This is a genomic window from Pedobacter sp. TM02, assembly GCF_059705275.1.
Genome location: NZ_AP046530.1, coordinates 3,737,735 through 3,764,334, shown reverse-complemented (window position 1 = coordinate 3,764,334; position 26,600 = coordinate 3,737,735). Strand labels below are relative to the sequence as shown.

Genomic DNA, 26,600 nt, shown 5'->3' with positions numbered 1-26,600 from the left:
AAAGTAAATTAAGCACAAATGAAAAAAATCGTACTCGCAATTCTATTCGCACTTTTTGCACTTAACTTGAACGCACAGCAATATGCCTCGCCTTATTATGGCTTCAGGCTGGGTTTAACCGCACATCCTACTTTTGGCTTTATGAAAGCCGAGAACGGCAAGGGAAATGGCTTAAGCCTAGGCTTTTCTTATGGCCTGATGGGCGATTTTAACTTTGCCGAGAACTACAGCTTTGCTACAGGCATCACTATTACCACCATCAATGGCAAAACCACAGAAATCAATGCCATGCCTTACCATCAGTCGGTAAGCACCAGCAATCCGGTAGCGTACGATTTGAAATATAAAATGCAATACATCGAAGTACCTTTAACCGTAAAACTGAAGACTGCCAAAATTGGCGATTTGCGCTGGTATGGGCAGTTCGGCCTGTCAAACGACTTTAGGATCGGCGCCAAACAAAATGCAGAAACGAGCGGAACAGGGATAGCAAATGATAAAAACATTAAAGACTGGACCCATTTTTACCGTGCGGGATTGATTATTGGCGGTGGCGCAGAGTTTGACCTTGATGGTAAAACCAGCCTGATGATGGGCCTGACCCTGAACAACGGCTTTACCAATGTAATTTCTTATGGCGATAATTCGGTAAGGAACCATTATGTTGGCGTTAACCTAGGCGTGTTCTTCTAGTATTCAGTCTGTCTCACATCTCACATCTCAATACGCACATCCATACTAAACCCAAGAAATGAAAATAGCACTGGCACAACTGAATTATCATATTGGCAATTTTGAACAGAATACCCGAAAAATTATCGAACATATTGCCTTGGCCAAAAGTAAGGGAGCTGATCTGGTGGTATTTGCCGAGCTGGCCATTTGTGGCTATCCTCCCCGCGATTTTTTGGAATTTGAAGATTTTGTAGCCCTGTGCGAAAAGGCTGCGCAAGAAATTGCTGTTCATTGCACAGCTATTGCCTGCGTGGTAGGCTTGCCGATTAAAAACGAAGTGTTGGCCGGAAAAGACCTGTACAACGCGGCTTATTTTATCGAAAATGGAAAGGTTAAAGCTGTGGTGAGGAAAGCTTTGTTGCCTACTTATGATGTGTTTGACGAGTACCGCTACTTTGAACCGAATACCAAGTTTGAATGTATCGAATTTAAAGGCAAGAAAATAGCGCTGACCATTTGCGAAGATCTTTGGAACATTAACGACAATCCCTTGTACGTTTCTTGTCCAATGGACGAACTGATTAAGGAATCGCCTGACTTGATGCTGAATATCGCGGCTTCGCCCTTCAATTACCGTCACGACGAAGACCGCATCCAAATATTGGCCGATAATGCCAAAAAATACCAGTTGCCTTTGTTTTATGTAAACCAGGTTGGTGCGCAAACCGAAATTATTTTTGATGGAGGCTCGCTGGTTTTCGACGAAACGGGAACCGTAAAGGCCGAAATGAAATATTTTGAGCAAGACCTGCAGGTTTTCGACCTCGAAGAAATCCAACAGGTAAAAAACAAGTATCCACAGCCAGAACGGGCAAGCGATATCATGCAGATACACGATGCACTGGTGATGGGCATTCAGGATTATTTCTGGAAGTCGGGCTTTAAAAAAGCGGTTTTAGGCCTTTCAGGTGGAATTGACTCGGCGGTAGTGTGCGCCCTGGCCTGTCGCGCCTTGGGGCCAGAAAACGTAATGGCGGTTTTAATGCCGTCTAAATATTCGTCAGACCATTCGGTTAAGGATGCGCTCGACCTGGTGAACAATATAGGTTGCAAACACGAGCTTATTGAAATTAAGCAAGCTGCTGATGCTTTCGACAGCATGTTGGCCAAGCCGTTTGCAGGCATGCCTTTTAACCTTACCGAAGAGAATATCCAGGCGCGTTGCAGGGGCATTGTGCTGATGGCCATGTCGAACAAGTTTGGTTACGTATTGCTCAATACTTCCAACAAAAGCGAGTGTGCCGTAGGTTATGGCACTTTGTACGGCGATATGTGTGGAGCAATTGGCGTGATTGGCGATGTTTACAAAACGCAGATTTTCGAACTGGCCCGCTATATCAACAAGGATGGCGAAATTATTCCGGAAAATACCATTGTTAAGCCGCCATCGGCAGAATTGAGACCCGACCAAAAAGATTCCGACTCGCTGCCTGATTATGGAATCTTAGATCAAATTTTATTTCAGCATATCGAAATGCAAAAGGGATCGCAGGCCATTATTGCACAAGGTTTTGATGAAACTTTGGTTAGGCGCATACTCAAAATGGTAAACCTGGCCGAGTTTAAACGCTACCAAACACCCCCTATTCTAAGGGTATCGCCGAAGGCTTTTGGCATGGGGCGCCGCATGCCGATTGTAGGCAAGTATATGGATTAGTAGTAATCGGGCAGGTCTAAGGCGTGATGGCCAACAGCCTTTGTTTGGCCAACTGAACAATCGCTTCATTATCATCCAAAGCCATGATGTGGCGTAGGTTGTCTTTGTTGATTATTTTTCCAACGGCTATTTTTCTGGCTAAGGTATCGCTATCAAAACTGGCTACACGGAAAAGATCTTTCTGGCTCATGAGTTTTGCCGTGGCAATTCTTCTTACAAGCGCATCTTCGTCAAAAAAGGCAATTTGCGCCAAGTCCTTCTGCAGGGTCAACTTAGCAGTTGCAATGCGTCGCACCAAAGAGTCTTCGTCTAAATGGGCAATATGTGCAATGTCTTTTTGTTGGCTAAGCTTGGCTGTAGCGGCTCTGCGTGCTAGTACGTCTTCATCAAAATGGGCAATTTGAGCCAGTTCTCGTTGCTCGCTGGCGCTTGCCTCTCCAATTTTGGTGGTTAGAGTGCCTTGACTGGTTTTGATTTCAAAGGTAGCTCCCGAATCGGCAATCTTGATGTTGATTGAAGAGTCTCCCGATTTTATGGCTTGGGTTTTAGAGGGCAAAACAGCTTTTTGCTCGTGTTTGCCAATAGAAAATTCGATGCAGCCCGATAAGCACAGCAACAGTACAAGGAGCGGGGATAAGTTTTTCATCAATAGGTAGGTTTACGCTAAAGTATAAAAAATATGCTAATGTTGGAGCTTGCTGCCCCAAAGTCAAATCCTGCCTAAAAAGCTTGATAAACTTCAAACTATGCATTTGCTGAACTGTTCTAGTTAAACCTTGAGGCAGGCCGATAGGTCTTAGTTAAGGATTTAAACAATGCAGAAGATGAAAAGAATATTGGTTTTCTTGGGCATGATGGTCGGTTTGGCCTCGTGCTCGAGCTACGATTATTATTCGGTAAGCAATAAACCTGTCAATTCGGCCAAATACCGAACCTATGCCTGGTTGCCCGAATCGAGGTCTAAAGCTTCGTCAACTTACGATAATGATATCGCAACGGATAAAATTGTAGATGCAGCGAGCGAGGAGCTCAACAAAAGAGGATTGACGCTCAATAACAACAACCCTGATTTGTTAATTAAATATACGGCAGTGGTGAATAAAGAAACCAAGGTTTACGAGGAGCCTATGTATTACAATCCGCCGCCACGACTTTCGCCAAGGGTAGGCTATTACCGAGGCAGAGCTGTTTATTATTATGCCTATACCGATCCTTTTCCGGTTTATGTAGGCAGCAGGGCGAGAAAAATGCAGGTGAAGGCCGGCAGCATCATGATAGACATTATCGAACGCAAAAGCTCTAAACTCATTTGGAGAGGCTGGGCCGAAGGCGAGGTGAACGATCCTCAAAAAGCCATCAACGATATTCCTACGGTAGTTGCCAATATCTTTAAGAAACTGCCTTAAGCTAGATACACTTGCGAAGTTTTAGAAACTTCGCAAGTCTTGTGATCCAATTGATATAGCCTGTTGATCAATGGCTAACTAAAGATTAATGAGAAGAAGTATTGGCAGGCTTTGCCACTTTATGCTTGAGCGAGTGGATCAAAAGAATGGCTATGCCGGTCATGATCGATAGGTCGGCCACATTAAATACGCCTGTCCTGAAAATCACGAAATCCATGTGCATAAAATCGGTTACCGAACCATGCAATATACGGTCGTATACATTGCCGATGCCGCCACCAATCAGAAAAGACAGCCCGATTTGCATCATTTTGGGCAAATCTTTCTTGGCTGTCAAATAATAAAGTCCGTAACCCAAAACGGCCAAGGGCAAAAGCGTAAGCAAGGCAAAACGGATGGGGGTTGGCAGTTCGTTGCCGGCACTTAAAAATGCACCCGTATTCTCTACTTTGGTTAAAATAAAATAGTTTTTAACCAAACTGATGGTTTCGCCATATTCGATGCGCTGCCTTACGATGTTTTTCGAAACCTGATCGCAACCCACATTGAGGGCAACTAGCAACAGGAGCAGTATCCATTTCAAGTTTTTTCTTTGTGGCATTGTTTTACTTATAGGTAACTTTTGCTTCTGGAATAACGATTTTTTTATCTATTTCGGGCAGAAATTTTTGTACGCTGGCCGTATTGTTGGCATTAAAAAAATACCATTTCTTGCCACTGTCGTAAGAAATACAAAATAAATGGCCAGCCGTATGAACGGCTTGTGTTCCAAAGCTTACGTCTACCTCTTGTGGCACTACACACTGAATGCTGTTTTTGGTGGTAATGCATTGGGCCGCTTTGCCGGTAGTCATGTTTTTAAACTTCAAATTGCCATTTTTCATTTTTTGCATGCCTTCTTTTAAGGTGGCTGCGGCCTTTTGCTCGCCACCCATGGCTTTCACCACGCTAGGATGTGTATACTTCATCAGGCTTAGGTAATCTTCTTTTAAGGTGGCCTTTGCCATCTCATTAGCCTGTTTGTAGAGGCTGTTTAAATAAGCTTGCGCATGGCCGGCTAGTTGGGCGCAAACCAAGAGCGCCAATAAGACTATTTTTTTACCCATTTTTTGAAAGGAATTAGAAGTGCAAGGATGAAGCCCATAACCGCTGCTATTTGTGCAATCAGGTCTCCGCTTTTAACATAGGGCGTTAAGGTATCGTTAAGGTTGATGTCGGCTTTGATGGCGGTTCTGGTCCACCAGGTTGATTTTTTAACCACATCGCCTCTTTGGTTAATAAAACCCGAAATGCCGGTATTAGCCGATCTGACTACCCAGCGACGGGTTTCGATGGCCCTTAATTTGGCGTAGAGCATGTGCTGGTCTTTGCCCGAGGTGTTGCCCCACCAGCCATCGTTGGTAATTACGGCAATAAACTGGGCGCCGTTTTTAACCGATTTGCCCACCCAGCTGCCCCAGATCGATTCGTAGCAGATAACCGGCGCAACGCCGATACCACTGTACGAGTAAAAGACTTCGGGCTCGTCTTGCCATCCCCAGCTCGATACGCTGCCACCCAGCCCGGCAAAAACCGGAGTGAGGAAGGAAAATACTTTAGGGAAAGGCATTTTTTCGGCGCCGGGAACCAGTTTCGATTTATGGTAAAACGCTACCTCAGCCGAGTTTTCTACCTGCATGGCCGAGTTGAAATGATCATAATACATGCCATTTGAGCTTTCTTGGGCCGAAATGGTTTTTTTAGTGTCGTACCATTTTACGCTTTCGATACCGGTAATGAGCGTGCCGTTTTTGTATTTGTTTAAAAATTGTTGGGTAGCCAAAAAATCGGGATTGGCACGAACCCGATCTTCGTCTGTATAGTTGGGAATGGCCGTTTCGGGCCAGATGAAATATTCGGTATTTACTTGCGCCACCGAATCTGATAAACGGGTCAGGATGCGAAGTTGTTCATTGGCCGAAATGCTCTCGTATTTTTGGTAGGGATCAATATTAGGCTGTACCGTTACTACATTTACTGGTAATTTTTTTTCTTGGTAGCTGTTGTAGGTGTACCATGAAAAGCCAATGGGCAGCACCACTACAGCCAGCCAAATCAAAGCGGGCTTTAAGGCTTTCTCTTCGGTCGATTTCCAGCTTCTGTAAGCCTCGAAAGCCAAAATGTTGCTCAATAAAATCCACAGCGAACCGCCGTAAACGCCGGTGTACTCGTACCATTGGGCCAATTGGTGCATGCCGGCAAAGCCGTTGCCCAGGGTCATCCACGGAAAGGCAAGGTCCCAACTTTCGTGGAGGTATTCCATGGCGATGTAAAAGCAAATCAGTCCGAGGTAGCCAACCCAGGCATTTACCCTTAGCCTTAAACGGTAATAGAGCCAAAAGGCAAAGGTCATGAGCAGGGCGCCCAAGCCGTAGGGGATGAGCGAAACCAAGAAAGAGACTATGGTTCCCGTAAATCCGGTATTGAATGCGCTAATGGCGTTAAAAACCCAGTAAATGCAGGCCGTGTTCCAAGTTAGAAAGGCCAGCCCTGCAGTTAAAAAGATGCGCCGGCCGGTTTTGGGAGCCTGTTGCAGCCTCATGCGGTCTATGGCAACCATTAAAGGCACCAAGCCGATGAGCAGCAAAGGCGCAAACCAGGTATGCGGAGGCCAAGCCAGCCACAGGAGAAACGAGCTGCACAAAGCCAGCAGATAGTTTTTGTTTAATTTCATGAGTTGTTGGTTTCGTTATGGCCAATAGCACGGCAACGCAACGGTTTTTGTTGGGCGATTGCTTCTTCCGAAACGGGTTCGGGGTCGCCATAACGCATACTATAAACTATCTAAAATAGCCGATTTCTTGCTTTCGTATTCTTCTTGGGTAATCAACTGTTTGTCGTAAAGCGTTTTCAGCTTTCTCAGTTTCAAGGTTGTTTCGTCTTCCGGCTCCTCGATTTGCGGAGGCGGAATAACTACTGCTTCTTCGATAGGCAATTCAATTGTTTGGGCTTGAGGTGTCGACGGAATAGTTACCGTTGAAGCCGATGCCCTGTTTTCTTCCAACAGTTGTTGCCTCAACATTTCCTTATACTGCTCTAGCTGCTCGTTGGCAGCCTGGTGCAGCTTTCGGGCCTGTACCTTTGGAATAAACTCTGTTACAATGTTTTCGCCATGCTGCGGTACGCAGATAAATTTCGAGCCAAAAAACTCTTCCTTAAACGAAACTTCCTTTACGTTTTTCCAGGAAATATCCTTAAAGTTCATGGTCAGGCCCAAATTGCCGGGCTCGCAGTAAAAAATGCGTTTGTTGCTAATGGCAATGCTATCGGGCAGCAAGTTTACAGCCGGTTTTTTCTGTACGGCCAGGTATAAAATCTCTTCGCCGCTGGTAAGCAGGTCATTGAGCTTGCCAATTACCTTTTCTACTGCCTTTGGATCTTGTTCGTCGCTTAAAAATCTATCTATTGCAATCATTATTATGCTGTTGATTATTTGTTGTTTTAGATATTTGGTAGCCCTTAAAGTTATGGGGTCCTTATTATTTCCGCCACACAAATTACGGATTCTACTTTTAAAATATGATGTTTGAAATGTGAATTTATTTGGGTGGTTTTCTTTAGCTGTCGCTATTTTGAAACGGCTAATCGTCCGGGTTGTTGTCTTCGTATTTGTTTTTGGCTTTTATGCTGGGCTTGCCCGCAACACACACCACAAATTCGCCTTTAAGTACATTGTGCTCAAAATGCGATTTGATTTCGCTTAAAGCGCCGCGAACAGTTTCCTCATACATTTTGGTCAGCTCGCGACTTACCGATGCCTGCCTGTCGTCGCCCAGGTACTCGGCAAATTCGGCGAGGGTTTTGAGTAGGCGGTGCGGACTTTCATAAAAAATCATGGTACGTTCTTCTTGTGCCAGCAGCTTTAACCGGGTTTGGCGCCCCTTTTTTACGGGTAAAAAGCCTTCAAATACAAATTGGTCGCTGGGCAGGCCCGAATTAACCAAGGCCGGCACAAAAGCCGTAGCGCCCGGCAAACAATTTACCTCTATCTCGTTTTTGAGGGCTTCTCTTACCAGGAAAAATCCCGGATCGGAAATGGCCGGCGTTCCTGCGTCAGAAATGAGGGCCACATTTTGCCCCTGGCTCAGAAACTTGATAATTTCGGAGGTAGCCTTGTGTTCGTTATGCTGATGGTGCGAATATACTTTTTTATCAATGCCGAAATGCTTGAGCATAGGAGCACTGGTCCGGGTATCTTCGGCCAAAATTAAGTCTACTTCCTTTAAAACCCGGATGGCCCTGAAAGTCATGTCTTCTAAATTGCCAATGGGCGTGGGTACGAGGAATAGTTTGCCACTCATGATTTACGATTTTAGATGGAAGGATTTACGCCTGGCCATTAAAAATCTTAAATCGGCAGTCGTAATTCGTAATTCAATCTTATCTTTGTAAAAAAATTAAATAATGCTGCAAGTTAACTATATCCGCGAAAATAGAGAGAAAGTTTTAGAGCGACTTAGCGTTCGCAATTTTAAACAACCCGAATTGGTAGACCAAATCATCTCCATTGATGAAGAGCGTCGCCAAACTCAAACTTCGTTGGATAGCATTGCGGCAGAGGCAAACGCTGCGGCCAAGCAGATTGGCGAGTTGATGCGTGCCGGCAAGAAAGATGAAGCCGAAGCTGTTAAAACGCAAACGGCTTCGCATAAGGAAACCATCAAAAACCTTGGCGATAAGCTGGCCGAGCTAGAAGCCCATCAGTTTAATTTATTGGTGCAGTTGCCCAACCTGCCTTACCATTTGGTAAAAACTGGATCAACAGCCGAAGATAACGAGGTGGTTTTGGTTCATGGCGAACCGGCTCAACTGCCTGTCAAAGCCCTGCCACATTGGGAACTGGCTGCCAAATACGATATCATAGATTTTGAATTGGGCGTGAAAATAACGGGTGCCGGTTTTCCGGTATACAAGGGCAAAGGTGCCAGGTTGCAACGTGCCTTGATCAATTTCTTTTTAGACCACGCTACAGCCGCAGGCTACAGGGAAATGCAGGTGCCTCATTTGGTAAACGAAGCTTCTGGCTTTGGTACCGGACAGTTGCCTGATAAGGAGGGCCAGATGTACCATGTAGGAGTAGACAACCTTTTCTTGATCCCGACCGCTGAGGTGCCAGTTACCAATTTGTACCGCGATGTGATCCTGAAGGAAGAAGACCTTCCGATCAAAAATACAGGTTATACCCCTTGCTTTAGAAGAGAGGCGGGTTCTTATGGTGCACACGTGCGTGGACTGAACAGGTTGCACCAATTTGATAAGGTTGAGGTGGTACAGATTACGCATCCCGACAAATCTTACGAAACGCTTGAAGATATGAGCAAATACGTACAGTCGCTTTTGCAGGAATTGGGATTGCACTACCGCGTATTGCGCCTCTGTGGCGGCGATATGGGCTTTACCTCGGCCATGACCTATGATATGGAAGTATGGAGTGCAGCCCAGCAACGCTGGTTGGAGGTATCTTCGGTTTCTAACTTTGAAACTTATCAAAGCAATCGTTTAAAATTGCGTTTTAAAGGCAAAGAAGGCAAAACACAGTTGGCGCATACCCTTAACGGAAGCGCGCTTGCCTTGCCACGCATTGTAGCTTCTATTTTGGAGAATTATCAAACCGAAGACGGGATTGTTATTCCGGAAGTTTTGAGAAAATATACCGGTTTCGATAAGATCGATTAATAGACAAAAACCAACAAAAAAAGCCTCCAGCAAATCTGGAGGCTTTTTTTGTTGCTAGTAAGTGCTTATAGAATAATAATCAATAGCAAAATAATGATGATAATGGCACCTACCGAAAGATAAACCCCACGATCAAGCACTCGGGCTTGCTCTTTCATTTCCCTCAGCTCTTTTCTCAGTGCTTTTTTCTCCGCCCTGGTTAGGTTGGATTTGTCCATTTTACGGATCTCTTCTACACGGTTTACAATTTTGTCCAACTGTGCTTTTTGTTCAGCAGTCAGTTCTGTTTTCGGCTTGTTGTTTTCGCTGGCCGAAACCGTATTTGCACTAACTCCCAAAACAAAGACAAGCATTAGTGCGTAAATGATCTTTTTCATATGCGATTAAAATTAAAGGTTAAATTGTATCTGCTATATAACAAAAAACCTACCATATTGATTGGTAGGTTTTTCTTTTTTTTAAAATATGCCTATTCTAGGTTAAAAAGCCTGTTTTTTTAATTGAATAACGACTGCTCTCCTAAAAGTTGTATACTTAAACAGGCATTATTTGATTTCGAATACGGTATTTACCTGGTAGTTGAGCTTGATTTTTTTGAAATCGAGGTCAACAGGTGCGCCACCCATGGCATCGGCACTTTCGGCTTTCATCATCATTGCATTGGCTCTGTACATAGGTTGCGGATAGGCTTCGTTGTTGATTTCCTGGATATCGATTACGCCACCCAGTTTTTCGCCCAAGGCCTCAACCATATAGGCTGCTTTGGCTTTGGCAGCTTGAAGGGCTTTGATTTTCAGTTCTTTTTTCAAACTCTCGATTTTAGAGTAGTCGTAGCTTTCAATATTGGTATAAGCCACGCCTTTAGGATCAACCGCGCCAATAATTTCGTTCCATTTGTTCAAATCGCTTACTTTTAAACGGTATTGTTTGCTGGCCAAAAAATCAGGGTTTTTCTTTTTCTCGGTAGCGTAGTTAAAGCTTGAGATGTTGTTGATCATCAAATCTTCTTTCGAAATTCCGGCTTTGAGTACGGCATTGTAAAGCTGGTTTTCCAACTCGGTAATGTCTACTCTTTTTTTGCTGTTGTTGTCTTTAAGATATTCTTTCAGCGAAATGCCGATATAGATGATATCTGGCGTTACTTCGGCTTCGGCCGATCCGCTTACATTGATTTTTCTTCTCAGGTCTACTTGCTGCGCCATGGCACTCATACTGAATAAGGCAACAAAGGCTAGGGCTACTAATTTTTTCATGTGGTGTATCATTTATAATTTTCGTGTGTTTGTAAGTAAGATGTCAACGGGGCCACAATTCCACAGCCAAAAATTAAATTTTATTCAACTTTTGTTGTAATTGTTAGACTGTCAGTGTATTATATTTTAAATAAATTTCAATTCTTCCTTAGAAGTAAATTGAAATTAGGTCGTTTTTGATGCGGAATTGGTGTAGGTAAACCTGCTATAACTTGTTAAATAGCCCAGTCTTTTTGGGCAACCTGATAGACAAAATTCAGCTTGACAGGTTCGCCATAATAGGCCACTTCAATTTCGTCTATTTTCTCCGCACCCAATTTTTCGATGGCTTTTTGCGAACGGAAATTGGTGGCGCCAATGTGCAGGATAATATGATCTACAAATTGAAAGGCATAGTTGAACATGAGCTTTTTTAAGGCTTTGTTATGGCCTTTGCCCCAATACTCGCGACCAATAAAGGTGTAGCCAACGGTAATACAGCTATTGGCCTCGTCATAGTCGTAAAACCTCGAACTGCCTACCACCTTGCCGCTTGCCTGCTCGTAAACGATAAAGGCTCCTTCCGACTGTAGGGAGCCTTGAAAAAAGTTCTGGAAAACCTCGCGTTTGTAGCGGTCTTTGTTGGGGTGCTGTTCCCAAATCAGCGGATCTGAGGCTACTTCGTAGAGCGCTTCAAAGTCTTCTTCCTTTAGTGGAACGAGTCTGATCAGGTCGCTTGCTAACGAAGTAGGCTGCAGGTTAAAACTCATTATGATGTTTTAAAATATTAATAGATACTGTTACCGAATGCCTTGTGGCAATATGCCCTTCGCAATACGGAATTATTTGCTCAATTTTTTGATGGGCGTAAGTTCCAGTTTCCTGAATTCTACTTCCGAGCCCTCGGCTTGCAGGGCAATTTGGCCCTTATCGGCCGTGCAATTGGTGCCTTCGTTTACCAAGTCGCCATTTACCCAAACCTTTACCGAGTTTTTGTAGCACTCGATTACCATTTTGTTCCATTCGCCAACCGGTTTCTCGCTGCCATCGGTCAGGTTTTTAATGCGGCGCAGCTTATTGCCGTTAACGCCCCAGTTTTCTTTGGGCCCGCGGCGGGTTTCCATATCGGGTACGGTAATGTCTTCTTCTATACACCAAAAATCGCCGGCATCAAGGTGCTGCATCTGCACTTCCAGCGATTTGGGAAACATGCCGTACAAGGCACGCGGGGTAGAGGCGTGAACCAATACGCCACAATTGCCGGGTTTGCCCGCAAAACGGTATTCTACTTCTAAGCGATAGTTTTGGTAAACCTTATCGGTAATCAAATGTCCGCCAGGTGTGCCAAGGCTAACCAGGTTGCCGTCTCTTACTATGAAGGGATTTCTGGCATTGGGATTTTTGTCCATTTCGGGAACGTCGGCATGCCAGCCGGCAAGCGATTTTCCGTCGAATAGGCTTTTTTGCGCGAATGCAGGGATTGAAAGTGCCAAGGTGGCGCAGCATAGCATAAGGCGTAAGGCGGTTTTTTTCATAAGGCTGATGTTGGTTTTCTTTCAAATATAATTAACTAAAACTAAAAAAGCCACCTGGTTTTCCAGATGGCTTTAATGCTTTTTTAAACAGCTATCGATTAATCTTCAACACTTTCGTTGTTAATGCCAATCTCATCCCTGATTTCTTCCTTGAAATATCTTTTCTGGAACAGCAGGATGGCAATTACTCCGATCGAAATAGAAGCATCGGCCAGGTTAAATACCGGACGGAAGAACTCGAAAGGCTCGCCTCCCCAAACGGGTAGCCATGATGGGAATGTGCCCCTTAATATCGGGAAATAAAGCATATCTACCACACGGCCATGAAAAAGGCTTTCGTATTTGTAGATCACGCCATAAAACACCGAATCGATGATGTTGCCCAGCGCTCCGGCAAAAATCAGGGCTACGTTCATGATCAGGCCACGATGATACTTGCGTTTAATAAGGTAATGCAGGCCATAGCCAATTCCGGCAACGGCAATAATCCTGAAAATAGAAAGCGCCAGTTTGCCAAATTCGCCACCAAACTCGAGGCCAAAGGCCATGCCGTTGTTTTCGGTAAAGTGGATAATGAACCAGTTGCCAATGATCTTATATTCTTGTTGCAGGTACATGTGGGTTTTAATCCACGTTTTAAGCGCCTGGTCGGCAATTAATACCAACAAGATGACAATTAATGGTTTTGTGTAGCCTTTCATTAACCCTGCTTCAATTTAGCTTCCATGCTTAGCGTAGCATGCGGCACCGCACGCAGACGTTCTTTTTGGATCAGTTTCCCGGTTTCGCGGCAAATGCCATAGGTTTTGTTTTCTATGCGCACCAATGCGGCCTCCAGGTTGTCAATAAATTTTTTCTGGCGGGCTGCCAATTGGTTAATCTGCTCTTTTTCTAAAGTCGCAGAACCATCTTCTAGCGTTTTGTAAGCGCCAGAAGTATCTTCAGTACCATTTGAATTCGGATTGCTCAACGAGGAAGTCAACGAAAGCAACTCCTCCCTTGAACTTTTTAGTTTCTCAAGGATCAGCTCTTTAAACTCTTGTAGTTCGCTATCTGAATAGCGTGTTTTCTCAGTTTTTTCCATTTGGTCTAACTTAATTTTAATGGTAGTGGAACCATCATTAACCGTGGGTTGCCATTTTTAAAGGCCGGTTGAGGATGGTTCCATATTCTATTATTGTTTAGTAATCAAAATTTGTAACTCAACATCTTCGATTACGATTTTGTTTCCTTCGTCTACGTTTTCTAGCCATTTAATTTCATCCGCGAGGATTTCTGCGCAAATATAGGCCTTGTTCTGCTGTACGGCTTCGGCAATGATCGGCGCATTTTGTAAACTTACGTTAATTCGGTCGGTAACTTCAAAATTTAGTTCTTTTCTTAAATTCTGGATGCGATTAATTAACTCACGCGATAATCCTTCTTGTTTCAGTTCATTGGTGATGCTGACATCCAAGGCCACCGTCAGGTTGCCCATATTGGTTACCTGCCATCCCGGAATGTCTTCGGCAATGATTTCAACATCTGAAAGGAGAATAACGTATGGGGTATTGCTGATGGCAATTGAGCCTTCTTTTTCAAATTGGGCCAGTTCTTCCTGCGAGAGGCTGGTAATCGCTTCGGTTACCAGTTTCATGTCTTTGCCTACTTTGGCCCCTAAGGCCTTGAAGTTAGGCTTAACTTTTTTCTTGATGAAGCCGGCAGTGTCTTTGATGAAGTCTACTTCCTTGATGTTGGTTTCCGAAAGGATGAGGTCTTTCACCAATTCTACTTTCACCTGGAAATTGTCGTCCAATACCGGAATCAATACCTTGGCCAGTGGCTGGCGTACGTTGATGCCCATTTTCTTGCGCAACGACAAGACCATTGACGAGATGTTTTGCGCCAGTTCCATGCGCTCGTTCAGATCGTAGTCGATCAAAGTGCTGTCAACTTCGTTCCAGATGGTTAAGTGCACCGATTTGGCAACGTGCTGACTTGGGTTGGCCGCAGTAAGGTTACCATACAGCCAATCGGCAAAGAAAGGCGCAATAGGCGACATCATTTGCGATACGCTCATCAAGCAGGTATACAAGGTTTCATAAGCTGCTTTTTTATCTTCGGTCATTTCGCCTTTCCAGAAACGGCGACGCGACAAGCGGATATACCAGTTGCTCAGGTGCTCGTCAACAAAAGTTTGGATGGCACGCGCGGCTTTGGTAGGCTCGTAGCTGTTGTAGCTTTCGTCAACTTCGGCAATCAAGGTTTGCAATAGCGACAAGATCCAACGGTCAAGCTCGCTGCGCTGCGCGATAGGCGTTTGTTGGTCGAGGTTGATTTCGAATTTGTCGATATTGGCATATAAGGCAAAGAAAGAATAGGTGTTGTACAGGGTGCCGAAAAATTTGCGGCGTACTTCATCCAATCCTTCGATGTTAAATTTCAGGTTGTCCCAAGGCGAGGCATTGCTGATCATGTACCAGCGGGTAGCATCGGCGCTGTAGGTATCGATGGTGCTGAAAGGATCGACGGCATTGCCCAAACGTTTAGACATTTTGTTGCCGTTTTTGTCCAATACCAATCCGTTGGATACTACGTTTTTGAACGCGATACCCGGATTGTTCACCATTTTGTTGATGGCTTTGATTTCGTCGCTGCTTTCGCTTAGCATAACCGCAATGGCGTGCAGGGTAAAGAACCAGCCACGGGTTTGGTCAACGCCCTCGGCAATGAAATCGGCAGGGTATGCGTTTTCGAATTCTTCCTTGTTTTCGAATGGGAAGTGCCACTGCGCATAAGGCATGGCGCCACTGTCGAACCACACATCGATCAGGTCAAGTTCGCGTACCATTTTTTCGCCTTTGGCCGATACCAGGATGACATCGTCGACATACGGGCGGTGCATGTCTTTCAATTCAAATCCCGCAGGCATCAATCCTGCTTCAACTGCTTTTGCAATTTCGGCGTTCAGTTCTGCGATCGAGCCGATGCATTTTTCTTCCGTACCATCGGCTGTGCGCCAGATTGGTAGCGGCGTACCCCAGTAGCGCGAACGCGAAAGATTCCAGTCGACCAAATTTTCCAGCCAGTTGCCAAAACGGCCAGTGCCGGTGGCTTCAGGTTTCCAGTTGATGGTTTTGTTCAGCTCGGCCATCTTTTCTTTGAGGTCGGTAGTTTTGATAAACCAGCTGTCTAAAGGATAATAGAGCACGGGTTTGTCGGTACGCCAGCAATGCGGATAGCTGTGTACATATTTCTCCACCTTAAAGGCTTTGTTTTCTTCTTTAAGCAAGATGGCGATTTCTACGTCAACAGATTTCTCTGGCGCTTCGCCATCGTTGTAGTATTCGTTTTTCACGTATTTGCCGCCTAAGCCACCTTTGAGGCTGGCAATAAACTGGCCGTGCAGGTCTACCAACGGAACAGGGTTGCCCTTTTCGTCTAACACCAACATCGGTGGTACTTCTGGGGTAGCCAATTTGGCCACGCGCGCATCGTCGGCGCCAAAAGTAGGGGCGGTGTGTACAATACCGGTACCATCTTCGGTGGTTACGAAATCGCCACTGATTACCCTAAAGGCATTTTCTGGGTTTTGGTAAGGCGTAGCCCAAGGTAACAATTGTTCGTATTTGATGCCCACTAAATCGGCACCTACAAACTCGGCCAGAACCGTATAAGGTATTTTCTTGTCTTCGGCCTTGTAATTGGCAAAGTCGGCATCGCTTTCGGCCAAGAAATATTTGCCTGCAAACTGTTTGCCCACCAAGGCCTTGGCCAAGATCACCTGAACGGGTTCGAAGGTGTATTGGTTAAAGGTCTTCACCAAAACATAGTCGATTTTCGGGCCTACGGTTAGCGCAGTATTACTAGGCAAGGTCCAAGGCGTGGTGGTCCAGGCCAGGAAACTTACTTCGCCGTAGCTGTTCAAGAAAGCAGGCAGGGAAGAAGCAATAGCCTTGAATTGGGCTACAATGGTAGTGTCGCTTACATCGCGGTAGGTGCCCGGCTGGTTCAGTTCGTGCGAACTTAAGCCGGTGCCGGCAGCAGGCGAGTAGGGCTGGATGGTATAGCCTTTGTAAAGCAGGCCTTTGTTGTAAAACTGCTTTAAGATCCACCAAAGCGTTTCGATATATTCGTTGTGGTAAGTAACGTACGGGTTTTGAAGGTCGACCCAATAGCCCATTTTTTCGGTTAGGTCATTCCAAACGTCGGTATAGCGCATCACCTCTTCCTTACAGGCCGAGTTGTAGGCTTCGACAGAGATTTTTTTGCCGATATCGTCTTTGGTAATGCCGAGTTTTTTCTCAACGGCCAGCTCGATAGGCAGGCCATGGGTATCCCATCCGCCTTTGCGTTTTACCTGATATCCTTTTAGGGTTTTGTAGCGGCAAAAGATATCCTTTATGGCACGGGCCATCACATGGTGAATGCCGGGCATGCCATTGGCCGAAGGCGGGCCTTCGTAGAAGGTGAATGGTTTGGCTTTTGAACGGGTGCTTATGCTTTTTTCAAAGATGTTTTCCGCTTTCCAAAATTCGAGTATCTCTTTACCTATTTTCGCTAGTTCTAATTGTTTAAATTCCCTATACATCAATCAAGTATCTCCAAAAATTAAGGATGCAAAGCTACAGTTTTAGAATGAATTATGGTAGTTTTGTGCAAAGAGTTTTATGGATAAATTGTTAAAAATCGGATTGGTTTGCATGTTGGCTGCGGTTGTGCTGATGCCGGTTGCCGTTTTGTTGGGTACTGGCCATAGGGCGCTGCTGATGACTTTTGCAATGCTTTTAGAACTTATTGGGTTGATTTTTGTTATTATAAGCATCATTAAACAACGAAAGTCTAAAACGCCAGGTCATGATTAAGGTTTTAAAACTACAAAAAGCGGTATATGCCATTTTGCTTGGCATTGTGGCATTAATTGCAGCACAGGTAATGAGCAGCAACAAGATAGCAGGTAGCGGTATTGTACTGGGTGCATCGGGTTTGCTTTTGATTTTGGGTGCCTTCCTGTTTCTTTATCCGATAATTTTTGCAAAAAAAGCCGATAAGGATGGCAAAAGCGTAGAGTTAAAACCCGTGAGTGCCGAGCCTCTTGAAAGCGAAGAAGTACATTGATTTTAACGCGATTTTAATTACGGCATGGCTGCTTGGCCTTTGAAGCCGCTTTGCTAAGCCCCTCAGTTTCTCTTTTTCCAGTCTGTTAGATTCATTTCGAATCTGATTTCCTTTCCCTGCATGCCGGTGGCTTTCCAGCCTGCTTTTTGGTAAAATGCTTCGGCTCTTGTGCCTGGCGCAGTACTCAGCCAAATATGGAGGTGCCCTTGCGCAAAATACCAGTCGAGCATGAGTTGGTGAAGCCGTTGGCCAATACCCTGTTGCTCGAATTGAGGGAGGACAAATAAGGCCCAGATGTTTTGCGCTTGAAGGTCGGCAATGGCAAAGCCGACAATTTGCTGGTCTATTTCGCATACCCAGCCCCTGCCTCTGTGGTTGATGAACTCCTCGCAATCGGCATCACTTACCAAATTGGGGTCAGAAAGCCTGTTTTCGTTGACCGAATTGCGTACAATTTGCATGGACTTGATATCGGCGCTGGTGGCTTGGCGAAAAATTTTATACGCCAGCAAGGCTTCATACGGGTTGCCTTCGAGCCTTAGCAATTGGGCAAAAGCGGGTTCGGTTTTGTAGCCCTGGTTCTTTAATGCCACGATTTGTTGCCTAAAGTGTTCGCCCTTGTCCGTCAAGATTTGATGCTCGATGAGCATATGCTGATAGGCATGTTGCTGCTGTACAGGGAGGGCCTGTCCGAAGATTTCGAGTGCAAGGTCTTCGATCTTAAAATTGGCCATGATTGTTTGCTGGCCGTTTACTGTGGCTTCGCGTAGCTCGAAATCCTTCTTTTCGTTGAAATGGCTGATCAATGCTTGCCGGAAGTCTTGGGGAGTCGTCCACTGGCAAATCACATCTAAATCACTGCCTGCAATGGCAATGTTGATGGGGATGGTGCCCGTTAACACCGGCTGAAAGGCAGCTAGTTTCTCGAAAACCCGATGTGCTGTTAATAGCCGATAGGCCTTTTGCTGCAGTTCGTTTCCGTTGTTCAGGTAATCGAGCTGTTCAAAATCGATCATATCGTCTCATGGTCGAACTGTGCTTCGTTTTGGGCAGCTTGGTCTTCGGGAATAGGCTTGCGGGTCTTTTTCTTGTCGAGCCAAAGCATTAGGGCAGGCAGCAAAGTAAGGTTAAACACCAGTGCTACGATTAAGGTGATGGACAGCAATAAGCCCAGAACAACCGTGCCACCAAAGGTAGAAGCCGTAAAAATTCCGAAGCCAAAGAAAAGGATCAAGGCAATGTGGGTCATGCTTACTCCGGTTTCGCGGATGGTGTCGGAAATTACTTTGCTTACGCTGTAATTGGTCAAGGTGAGCTCCTGTTGGTAGCGGGTCAGGAAATAAATGGTCTGGTCGGATGCCAAGCCAAAGGCAATGGTAAAGATCAGGATGGTTGAAGGTTTTAGCGGGATATGGAAAAAGCCCATCAGGCCGGCTGTTATGATAAGCGGCACCACATTAGGCAGCAGCGAGATAAACATGATGCCCAGGCTCCTGAACTGGGCCAATCGCAATAGCGAAATCAAAACAATAGCCAGTGCGATGCTTTCAACCAAGTGTCTGAGCAGGTAATCGGTTCCTTTCGAGAAAATAATACTCGAGCCCGTGAGTTCTACGTTAAAGCGTTTCGGGCTTAAAATCGAATCGATGCGTGGTTTGAGTTCCTCCAGCAGCGCATCCAAACGTTTAGAACCTACATCGGCCATTTGAAAGCTAATGCGGGCCGTTTGCTTGTTTTTGTCGACGAAATTGGTGAGCATATCCATGTTGCCCTTGTTTTTGCCGTTGCCCGAGTTGGCGGCATAAATGAGGATAAAGTTCTTTTCGATGTCGCTGGGCAGGCGGTAAAAAGCCGAATCGCCATTGTAGAAAGCCTGCGAGGCGTATTTAAGTCCGGTGTTGAGCGAAATGGAACGTGAAAACTCGGGGTAGGCGGCCACCATGCGCTCCATCTTGTCTATTTTCTCCAAAGTTGAAATGCTGAGCACGCCATTTTTGCGCTTGGTGTCTACACTAATCTCCAAAGGCAAAATCCCTTCGAAATTCTTTTCGAAAAACTTCAGGTCGGTTAAAATCTGCGAGTTTTTGGGCAGATCGTCAACTACATAGCCGTTGACATTGATTTTGTAGACCCCAATTAAAGAGATGATGCTCAGTACAATAGTCAGCAGGTAGATCAAGCTGCTTTTTTGTTGCACCAAGCCGTCTGTTTTGGCCAGCAAACTATCGAGGAAATTGGGGACGTGTGCGACGTTTATTTTTCCTTTTGGTGCTGGCAGGTAGCTGAATATGATCGGGATAAGGCAAAGGCAGATGAGCCAGGTAAACATGACGTTGAGTGCGGCCACGCTGCCAAACTGCATCAAAAGCTCGCTGCCGGTAAAGTACAAAACCCCGAAGCCAATGGCTGCGGTTACGTTGGCAATGAGGGTGGTTACGGCAATCCGCTCGATGGTAACGGCCCAGGCCTGTTGTTTGTCGCCGTGTTTTTTAAGTTCGTTGTGGTATTTGTTAAGGAGCAGAATGCTGTTCGGAATGCCGATGATTACGATCAACGGCGGAATCAGTCCGGTGAGGATGGTGATTTCATAACCAAACAGCACCAAAGTGCCGATGCTCCAGATTACGCCCATGATGACCACTAAAATCGGGAAAAAGACTGCATAAAAACTCCTGAAGAAAATCAGTAGAATCAATGCCGACACCAAAATAGAAAGGCCCAAAAAAAGCACAAACTCGTTCGAAACCAATTTGCTGGTAGCCGTTCTGATGTAGGGCAATCCTGATAGATGAACCTGTATGCCTGTACTTTTGCTAAACGCTTCGGCTTTCGCTTCGATTTCTTTCAGCACCGGATTTCTGGCAGCCGAATTCAGTATTTTTTGGTCGAAGGTAATGGCCATCAGGGTGGCATTGGTTTTTTTGTTTAGCAACAGGCCATCGTAAAAAGGCATAGCCTGTAAGCGAGCCTTGAGCGAATCCATTTCGGCATCGCTCTTGACCAGTCCGTTGGGAATCGGCTTTGCCACAAACTTCTGGTTTACCGTATCTTTTTGCAGTTCGAACAGTTTGCCTATAGATAGAACCCCTTTGATGCCTTGCAGGTGCTGGATGTCTTGCGAAAGCTGCGCCCATTGGTTGTAATTCTCTTTTTTGTAGATATCAGCATTTTGAATGCCCAACACCATGATGCTGCCATCTTCTCCAAACTGCTTTTTAAAAGCGTTATACTTAATGAAAACCGAATCGGTAAGGGGTAAAATCTTGCTTCCGGCATAAGAAAGTTTAAGATTGCGGGCGTGCCAGGCCATGAAAACCGTTGCAACAAGGAAGAAAAGAATAAGGACGATCCTGTTTTGAAGTATAGCTCTTGAGAGTTTAGCCCACATAATCAAACTGCTTTTTAAAAAAGTAAAGAAACTAATAAAAATGGCGTATTGCAAAAACAGCCCTATTTTTTATGCTACATTAACATCAGAATGCCACAATTGTTTGTTTGCAAAAGGCGGGAGGCTTCCGATGTCGCGATTTTGGTGTATTTTAGTAGCAGATGAATAAATTGCTGCAGAGTTTTGGTTATGCCTTTAAGGGATTGGCCTATGCCTTTCGGAGCCAGCTGAATTTTAAGCTTCACTGTGTGGCCACGGCATTGGTGGTTGCCCTTGGCTTATATGTGCAATTGTCGGTTGCCGAGTGGTTGTGGATTTCGCTGGCTATTGCCTTGGTTTTGGCCGCCGAGCTGTTTAATACGGCTATCGAAGTGCTGGTCGATTTGGTGTCGCCTACCTGGAACGACAAGGCGGGCAAGGTTAAGGATGTGGCCGCCGGGGCCGTCCTGTTAATCGCTTTGTTGGCCTTAGCTATTGGCTTGTTTATCTTTGTGCCCAAGTTGAGCTGAAATGTTGCATAAAATTAGAGGAATAGTGCTGAAAACCACGCTGTACAGCGAAAGTAGCGTGATTGCGCAGGTGTTTACCGATAAGTTCGGCATCCAGTCTTATTTGATCAATGGCGTAAAAAAGCCGAAGGCCAAAATTCCGATGAACGTGCTCCAGCCCCTGCACCTGCTCGACATGGTGGTGTATTACAAAGCCAATACGCAGCTGCAAAGGGTGGCCGAAGCCAGGCCTTCACCTGTATTCAGGACCATTCCTTATGAGGTCATCAAGAATACGGTGATCCAGTTTCTGAACGAGGTACTGTACAAAAGCATCCGTCAGCAGCAGGCCGACGAAAACCTGTTCGATTTTATTTACAGTGCCGTGAGCTGGTTCGACGAGCATGAGGAGCCAAGCGCCAATTTCCATTTGGCATTTTTGCTCAAGCTCTCCAAATTTTTGGGTTTTGCGCCCCATGGCCAGACCCGAAACGACCAAAAATATTTCGATTTGCAGGAGGGAGAGTTCACTTCTTTGATCCCGGTGCATCCCAATTTTATCGCAAAAACGGAAGCCGATTATTTTTTGGCGCTTTTTGCTACGCCATTCGAAAAAATAAATGAAATAAAACTGAATAATGCCACGAGGAGGTTTCTGTTGGATAAAATATTGATTTTCTATGCGTTGCATACGGCTTCTTTTGGGCAAATCAAGTCGCATCAGGTATTAGAAGAAGTACTTTCTTAATTTTTTTTAATTTTTTTTTGGAAAACTATAATAACGCGCTATATTTGCAATCCCAAAACGAAGCAACGCAGGTTGCCAAGTTGAAAGGAAAAACCCAAAAGGGAGATTAGCTCAGCTGGTTCAGAGCACCTGCCTTACAAGCAGGGGGTCACTGGTTCGAACCCAGTATCTCCCACCAAAAGCCTCGAAGCAATTCGGGGCTTTTTTGTTTTGTTGTCTTTCCCAAACCGAAGATTTGTATAATTAAAGAAGAAACAAAAATGGAGATTGGTTTCCTGTGTTCCGTCCTCACGCCTGGCAAGTTTAATTATAGTCTCCGCCCTTCTGTGAATGTAGCAATACTGGTGCCTGATTTTTATGTGCTGAAATCGTTGGAGCGCAAGAGAATATTTTATATAGGTTTATGGAATTCTTCGACTATGCATCATTTTCCAAATGTTATCTGATGGGCTATGAAACCAAAATAATCCTGTTCAAGCAAGTTTAAAATAAACTTGTAAATCCAAATTCAAATTATCAAATTTATTGCGTTCCAGCGCTTTTGGGAATGTTAATGTTGTGGGTGAAAGGAGGTGCGAGAACACTTATTATTAAATCCATCCAATGAAAACACTTCTCCCAAAAGGGGGCGGGGGCCAGTTTCTCCGCCACGAGCTTCCGTGTGGAAGCAAATCAGAAAAGCTCCAGGTTTGCCGTTTTTTTGCATGCGCTCTTTTCGTCCTCTTTTTCGTCATCCAGGCGGCCAAGGCCCAAAAAATCGCAGACAACCCGGTTGGCTACCTGCGCACGGACCTTGTGGCACCTTCGGCTACGGCCGGAAGCCTCGGCCGCTATGGCGATGCCTCGGTGAACCAGTCGAGCGGGGCGCCGAATTTTTCCATTCCGATCTACACGGTGTCCGGGCACGAGCTGAGCGTTCCCATCACGCTGAGCTACAGCTATGACGGCTTTAGGCCCTCGCAGCCCATCGGCTGGACCGGACTGGGCTGGAACCTCCAGGCCGGCGGGGTTATTTCCAGGCAGATCAAGGGCCGGGTTGACGAGAGCAGCACCGGTGATCAGAACTTTGGGAGCAGCTATGTACAGAGCAGGATCATAGCTCTTGGCGGCTACGAAAGCAACAGCATGCAGACCTTCCTAAAAAGCGTGACCGAAGGGGTTTATGATGGAGAACCTGATGTATTCAGCTTCAACTTTGGAGGCTATTCGGGCAAATTTACGCTCGTGAACGGCACCTATACCATATATCCATACCAGAAGCTGAAGATCAGTGGCGGTGTGGGCAACTTTACCATCACTACGGAAGATGGCACCAAGTATTATTTCAGCGATGCAGAGTATACAAGTCCAAAAGCTACTTACAGCGAAAGCTATAATATACCTGTCCATGCATCTTCTTGGTACCTGACCTCGGTTACCAACGCTTCCAATACTGAAACCATCAGGTTCCTTTATACCACAGATACACAATATGCACAGGTGGGTACTAATACGCAGACCTACAAAAAAGTAGAAGACCCTTCGAGCGGGGGATCTTCCCAGCTCTATTCTCCCTACTACAGCTTTTCATCCTATATTGCTCCGCTTCGACTCACAAGCATCGTCTCTGAGAAACATACGGTTACCTTTTCGGGAACAAGCTCTGGGCGTCAGGACATGTCAACGGCCTCTCCGGCCCTGGGGGGCATCAGCATTACCGACAATAATTCTGGCGACCAGCTGAAGAGCTTTAAGCTCAATTATGAATATTTCGGTGCAAGCGGTAGCAATTTCCTGTACAAATATCTCAAGCTGAAGAGTATTGAAGAATACCCTGTCGGATTAGGGGGCAACATGGCCAACAAGCAGGTCCATACTTTCGATTACGAGAATGAAAACGATAGCTATCCCGATAAGTCCAATGCCTTTGTAGACCATTATGGATATTATGCGGGAGGAATCTTCAACAGCGTGATGATCCCGGACTATGTTTATCCGGGCGGACCAAATAGGGATCCGAATCCCTTTATAGCCAAATTCGGCGCACTAAAAAAGATAACCTATCCCACCGGAGGCAGCACCAGCTTCGAATACGAAGGTAACATGGGCTACAACGGTATCGACTATGTGAAGACCTCCCAAAGCAAGAACGTTTATGTCGCTCGGTCTGGCGGAGATCCCCTTGCCGTGCTCGAGACCAGCCCTTCAAGCGGAACCTTTACCACCAACGTTGCGCAGACACTTTTGATCAATGTAGTAAGAACACCCAAATCTTTAGCATATGATGGCATCATCAAACCCGATCCGGGGACTTCCGATGCCATACTTTTCAGGTTGGATGATGATGCCTATACTTTTGTAAAACTGATGGCCCTGGAAACGGATAGTCAAAATTCTGGACTAACATTTAGCGTGCCTATTACCCCTGGCACCTATTATGTTCAGGTTTTTGCCGACAGCAAGGAAAATGGCATGTCGGCTACCTGGAGCTATGCAAACAACACCAGTGTTCCGATAGAAGGGGCTACGGCTGGTGGTCTGCGAATCAGGCGGATCACCAACAATCCGGGTATTGGCCTGCCTACGGTAAAAAGCTACCGCTATACCGATGCCAACGGCTTTTCGAGTGGCTCTCCCGTTTCTAGAGTGTACGATCAAAAGCCGCTTACGGAAGTGACGTTGAGCGCACAGAACCAAATGACTATTGTGAACAGCTTAAACTTCAGTTCCTTCGTTTCCGAAGGCTCGAACGGAGGCCAGCCCAACTACTACCGGACGGTTTTCGAAGACTTGGTTGGCGGCACCGATACGCTAACCACGCGCAGCGACTATGTCTCGTTTGCAGGCAGCTTCAACGGCGTGCAGCCGTTGAAGGCCGTGCAGTACAAAAAGACATCTGGTGGATTGGTTCCCGTGAAAAAGACCGAGTACGAATACGGCGAATACGGAATGGGAGGGGCAACGGGACTGAAGGCATACAAGGATACAACAGTAACTATAATCCCAGGTGGACAGTATGGCGGACGCCTTTACCATTTTCAGGCCGAGCTTTCGATGATGAGTTCCTACTGGCTCTACACAAAGAAAACACGCGAAGTAAGCTATGAGGGCACCGACTCGCTGGTTACGGTAACGAACAACAGCTACGACCTGGCCGACACCAAGAACCTGACAATGACCCGGACAACGGCCTCGAACGGCGACCAGCTGATCAGCAAGTTCAAATATCCCGACAGCTATACCACCGGCGTAAGCGGCGCATTTACCACGGCACATATCCTAAGGCCGGCCTGGGAGCAGCAGGTGTGGCGGAAGACAGGAACGGATTCGGTGCTGGTGAGCGCCGGCATCACGGAATACAGCGCTTCCAGCTTCAAGCCGGTCAGGCAGTATGCGTTGGCCGTAAAAGGCCTGAATGCCCTGAACGGCGAAGGCATGAGCGGGACCAAATACAGCAGCCTGCTCAGCGACAGCCGCTACGAGGAACGCGTGGCCTACGGCTACGACGGTGCGGGTCGCCTTGTCAGCCAGCAATTGACCGGAGGAATTCCTGTTTCCTATCAATGGGCCTATCCGGCCAACACCAGCTATTCGACGGCGCTGGGCCAGAAGAACTATGTGATAGCCGAGGCGAAGAACGCACTGCCAAGCGAGTTCTACCACGAGAACTTCGAGGAATACAGCGGCGCGAGTTCGGGAACGGCGCATACCGGCAATAAATTCTACAGCGGCGACTTCTACGTTTCGTGGAGCATCCCGAATGCGCGCGCCTACGTGCTGAGCTACTGGTACCGCGACGGGGGCACTTGGAAATACCAGGAGCAGGCCTACACCGGGGCTGTTACGCTTGCGCTGGGCGATGCCATAGACGACGTGCGCATCCATCCCAAAGATGCCCAGCTGGGCACCTATGTGTACAAGAGCGGGGTAGGCATTTCGGCCTCTACCGATGCCAAGGGGCTGACCACGTACAGCGAATTCGACGAGTTCAACCGGCTGAAGAACGTGAAGGACCAGGACGGCAATATCGTCAAGAGCTACGAGTACAACCTGGCGCATGAAACCTTCTACAACGACGCCGTGAGTGGCAGCTTTACCAAGAATAACTGTTCTTCCGGCACAGGTACCTCGGTTACCTATACCATACCGGCCAATACCTATTCGGCCTCTTCCAAGGCTGCGGCCAATGCCTTGGCCAATGCGGCCCTGGCCAACGGGGGACAGGCCTATGCCAATGCCAACGGCACCTGTTCGGGCGTGGCCACCACTGCCATCAGCTATGTCAACTATACCACGCCATATACACCGACAGGCCCAAACTCTGCCGATGTCTCATCATTGGTGATCAAGGATGGCAGCGGCACAACGCTTTACACCTACAACACGGCGCAGCTGCAAGCTGGCATTAGTGTTCCACAAGGTACCTATACCTTCGTTATTACTGTTTCGGGCATGACTTGGGACTGGTATACGGATCTCGGCTGGGCAAGCTGCTACCTCAATACGGGGTCGTACTGGAACGGTTTCGACAATGCCACATCCAGCTATACCCTTACCGGTGTAACACTTACAGCTCCAACGGCCACACTTTACCTAGATAAGTATATATTCTAGCACGTA

General features: G+C 46.2%; 24 protein-coding genes and 1 tRNA gene. 10 read left to right on the top strand and 15 right to left on the bottom strand.

Translation table 11 applies throughout. The annotated features are described in order from the left end of the window. Positions 1-18: 18 nt before the first annotated feature. The gene (locus tag AC6H1S_RS16180; RefSeq protein ID WP_199140163.1) at positions 19-693 is read left to right on the top strand and encodes a porin family protein; all 675 of its coding nucleotides are present in this window, start codon (positions 19-21) and stop codon (positions 691-693) included. A 58-nt stretch (positions 694-751) separates the two neighbouring features. Beyond that, a complete protein-coding gene (locus AC6H1S_RS16175) occupies positions 752-2,392 on the top strand; it encodes an NAD+ synthase (RefSeq protein ID WP_497564279.1) in 1,641 nt (546 codons plus the stop codon). A 16-nt stretch (positions 2,393-2,408) separates the two neighbouring features. Here AC6H1S_RS16175 and AC6H1S_RS16170 read toward each other — a convergent pair whose 3' ends face one another. Beyond that, positions 2,409-3,038: a hypothetical protein gene (locus AC6H1S_RS16170; protein ID WP_497564278.1), complete on the bottom strand. Its 630-nt coding sequence runs from the start codon at positions 3,036-3,038 to the stop codon at positions 2,409-2,411. Between the two features lie 178 nt (positions 3,039-3,216). Between AC6H1S_RS16170 and AC6H1S_RS16165 the strand changes: the two genes are divergently transcribed. Further along, on the top strand, positions 3,217-3,798 hold the full coding sequence (locus tag AC6H1S_RS16165) for a DUF4136 domain-containing protein (RefSeq protein ID WP_199140157.1): 582 nt from the start codon (positions 3,217-3,219) through the stop codon (positions 3,796-3,798). An 85-nt stretch (positions 3,799-3,883) separates the two neighbouring features. Here the strand turns inward: AC6H1S_RS16165 and lspA are convergent, their stop codons facing one another. From lspA to rsmI, 5 genes are all read right to left on the bottom strand, one after another. Beyond that, on the bottom strand, positions 3,884-4,399 hold the full coding sequence (gene lspA, locus AC6H1S_RS16160; RefSeq protein WP_497564277.1) for a signal peptidase II: 516 nt from the start codon (positions 4,397-4,399) through the stop codon (positions 3,884-3,886). A gap of 4 nt (positions 4,400-4,403) precedes the next feature. After that, positions 4,404-4,904, bottom strand: coding sequence for a hypothetical protein (locus AC6H1S_RS16155; protein ID WP_497564276.1), 501 nt, complete (start codon positions 4,902-4,904; stop codon positions 4,404-4,406). Further along, entirely contained in the window at positions 4,889-6,511 is a 1,623-nt protein-coding gene (lnt, locus tag AC6H1S_RS16150; protein WP_497564275.1) for an apolipoprotein N-acyltransferase, read from the bottom strand. The genes AC6H1S_RS16155 and lnt overlap by 16 nt, the downstream gene beginning before the upstream one ends. 99 nt (positions 6,512-6,610) lie before the next feature. Further along, a complete protein-coding gene (locus tag AC6H1S_RS16145; RefSeq protein ID WP_199140150.1) occupies positions 6,611-7,252 on the bottom strand; it encodes a PH domain-containing protein in 642 nt (213 codons plus the stop codon). 166 nt (positions 7,253-7,418) lie between these two features. Next, positions 7,419-8,138, bottom strand: a complete 720-nt coding sequence (gene rsmI, locus AC6H1S_RS16140; protein ID WP_497564274.1) for a 16S rRNA (cytidine(1402)-2'-O)-methyltransferase — start codon at positions 8,136-8,138, stop codon at positions 7,419-7,421. Positions 8,139-8,241: 103 nt separating this feature from the next. Here rsmI and serS point away from each other — a divergent pair, with 103 nt between their 5' ends. After that, positions 8,242-9,513, top strand: coding sequence for a serine--tRNA ligase (gene serS / locus AC6H1S_RS16135; RefSeq protein WP_497564273.1), 1,272 nt, complete (start codon positions 8,242-8,244; stop codon positions 9,511-9,513). A gap of 65 nt (positions 9,514-9,578) precedes the next feature. On the opposite strand, the gene AC6H1S_RS16130 is transcribed toward serS, so the two are convergent. The 7 genes from AC6H1S_RS16130 to ileS all read right to left on the bottom strand — a co-directional run bounded on the left by AC6H1S_RS16130 (position 9,579) and on the right by ileS (position 16,850). Further along, a complete protein-coding gene (locus tag AC6H1S_RS16130) occupies positions 9,579-9,890 on the bottom strand; it encodes a hypothetical protein (protein WP_199140144.1) in 312 nt (103 codons plus the stop codon). 168 nt (positions 9,891-10,058) lie between these two features. Then, complete coding sequence (locus tag AC6H1S_RS16125; RefSeq protein ID WP_199140142.1) at positions 10,059-10,766, bottom strand: SIMPL domain-containing protein; 708 nt, start codon at positions 10,764-10,766, stop codon at positions 10,059-10,061. A gap of 215 nt (positions 10,767-10,981) precedes the next feature. Next, entirely contained in the window at positions 10,982-11,515 is a 534-nt protein-coding gene (locus AC6H1S_RS16120; protein ID WP_497564272.1) for a GNAT family N-acetyltransferase, read from the bottom strand. Between the two features lie 72 nt (positions 11,516-11,587). Continuing rightward, on the bottom strand, positions 11,588-12,280 hold the full coding sequence (locus AC6H1S_RS16115) for a 3-keto-disaccharide hydrolase (RefSeq protein ID WP_497564271.1): 693 nt from the start codon (positions 12,278-12,280) through the stop codon (positions 11,588-11,590). Between the two features lie 98 nt (positions 12,281-12,378). Continuing rightward, complete coding sequence (locus AC6H1S_RS16110) at positions 12,379-12,981, bottom strand: lipoprotein signal peptidase (RefSeq protein ID WP_199140136.1); 603 nt, start codon at positions 12,979-12,981, stop codon at positions 12,379-12,381. Next, positions 12,981-13,364, bottom strand: coding sequence for a TraR/DksA family transcriptional regulator (locus tag AC6H1S_RS16105; RefSeq protein ID WP_199140134.1), 384 nt, complete (start codon positions 13,362-13,364; stop codon positions 12,981-12,983). The genes AC6H1S_RS16110 and AC6H1S_RS16105 overlap by 1 nt, the downstream gene beginning before the upstream one ends. Positions 13,365-13,454: 90 nt before the next feature. Then, positions 13,455-16,850, bottom strand: a complete 3,396-nt coding sequence (gene ileS / locus AC6H1S_RS16100; protein WP_199140132.1) for an isoleucine--tRNA ligase — start codon at positions 16,848-16,850, stop codon at positions 13,455-13,457. Between the two features lie 79 nt (positions 16,851-16,929). Between ileS and AC6H1S_RS16095 the strand changes: the two genes are divergently transcribed. Continuing rightward, complete coding sequence (locus AC6H1S_RS16095) at positions 16,930-17,124, top strand: hypothetical protein (RefSeq protein WP_497564270.1); 195 nt, start codon at positions 16,930-16,932, stop codon at positions 17,122-17,124. Then, a complete protein-coding gene (locus AC6H1S_RS16090) occupies positions 17,117-17,377 on the top strand; it encodes an isoleucyl-tRNA synthetase (protein ID WP_199140130.1) in 261 nt (86 codons plus the stop codon). Before AC6H1S_RS16095 ends, AC6H1S_RS16090 begins: the two co-directional genes overlap by 8 nt. 62 nt (positions 17,378-17,439) lie before the next feature. Here AC6H1S_RS16090 and AC6H1S_RS16085 read toward each other — a convergent pair whose 3' ends face one another. Together AC6H1S_RS16085 and AC6H1S_RS16080 are read right to left on the bottom strand one after the other, a co-directional pair. Further along, positions 17,440-18,393, bottom strand: a complete 954-nt coding sequence (locus AC6H1S_RS16085) for a GNAT family N-acetyltransferase (protein WP_497564269.1) — start codon at positions 18,391-18,393, stop codon at positions 17,440-17,442. After that, positions 18,390-20,765 (bottom strand): efflux RND transporter permease subunit, encoded by a 2,376-nt coding sequence (locus AC6H1S_RS16080; RefSeq protein WP_497564268.1) that lies wholly within the window; start codon positions 20,763-20,765, stop codon positions 18,390-18,392. Before AC6H1S_RS16080 ends, AC6H1S_RS16085 begins: the two co-directional genes overlap by 4 nt. A gap of 161 nt (positions 20,766-20,926) precedes the next feature. Here AC6H1S_RS16080 and AC6H1S_RS16075 point away from each other — a divergent pair, with 161 nt between their 5' ends. The 4 genes from AC6H1S_RS16075 to AC6H1S_RS16060 all read left to right on the top strand — a co-directional run bounded on the left by AC6H1S_RS16075 (position 20,927) and on the right by AC6H1S_RS16060 (position 26,594). After that, positions 20,927-21,274: a diacylglycerol kinase family protein gene (locus AC6H1S_RS16075; RefSeq protein WP_497564267.1), complete on the top strand. Its 348-nt coding sequence runs from the start codon at positions 20,927-20,929 to the stop codon at positions 21,272-21,274. Between the two features lies 1 nt (position 21,275). Then, positions 21,276-22,001: a DNA repair protein RecO gene (recO, locus tag AC6H1S_RS16070; protein ID WP_199140124.1), complete on the top strand. Its 726-nt coding sequence runs from the start codon at positions 21,276-21,278 to the stop codon at positions 21,999-22,001. A 100-nt stretch (positions 22,002-22,101) separates the two neighbouring features. Beyond that, positions 22,102-22,179, top strand: a tRNA-Val gene (locus AC6H1S_RS16065). A 425-nt stretch (positions 22,180-22,604) separates the two neighbouring features. Continuing rightward, a complete protein-coding gene (locus AC6H1S_RS16060; RefSeq protein WP_497564266.1) occupies positions 22,605-26,594 on the top strand; it encodes a DUF5977 domain-containing protein in 3,990 nt (1,329 codons plus the stop codon). Positions 26,595-26,600 lie beyond the last annotated feature (6 nt).